The organism is Ruegeria sp. AD11(2025) (assembly GCF_056542405.1).
This window is the reverse complement of sequence record NZ_JBQFZU010000141.1, coordinates 1-638: the sequence shown is the minus strand read 5'-3', so window position 1 is coordinate 638 and position 638 is coordinate 1. Positions and strand designations below refer to the sequence as shown.

1 pseudogene is annotated in these 638 nt (G+C 56.1%); it reads right to left on the bottom strand.

What is annotated here, in order from left to right:
* Positions 1-99: 99 nt before the first annotated feature.
* A pseudogene (locus ACR1XY_RS24760) lies at positions 100-638 on the bottom strand (hypothetical protein); the annotation flags it as partial.

The following is a 638-nucleotide window of genomic DNA, read 5'->3' as shown; positions in this document are numbered from 1 at the left end:
GCCAAGGGCCCATAAAGTCAGCGTAAAGATCACCAGCACTACTCCCAACGCTCCAACGAATATGAGCATTGGGCCAAACATTAGAATGAAAGAGGCCATTTAACCCCCATACAAATTCTTATCATGCTTCTCGACAATCGAAGCGAACCGGCGGGCAAAGCGTTCATCCGCCTTGGCCTTTTTCTCTAGCACGTCTCGGGCGAAGACCATGTGGTCCTCGTGTGCCTCCAGCATGTCGGCCATCTTCTGGTTGGTCGCGGTGCCGATGGCGGCCATGGCCGTCTGCGCCTCTTGGTCGGTCTGCACGCCGATCTCGTTTATGCGGTGGGCCACGTCCTGCTGCTGCGCTGTTTTCAGCGATTTGGTCAGGGCGTCATACAGCACGACGCGCTGTTGCGTGTCTGTCTGCAGCTTGTTGATCAGCACCATCTGTGTCGCCGCCTGGTTCTGGAGTGAATCGACCCAGGTCTTGCCCTTTTCGATATACCGCTCCAGCGTTTGGCTTTTGGCCAGCTTGACCTGCTCTTCCTGAACCTTGGCGTTGTATTGCTTGTTCAGCTCGGCCAGTTCGGTTTCCAGCTGGGTCCGCGCGGCGGCGTCCTGTTCAACGCTGATCTTGTTTTCCAAGGTGATGATCG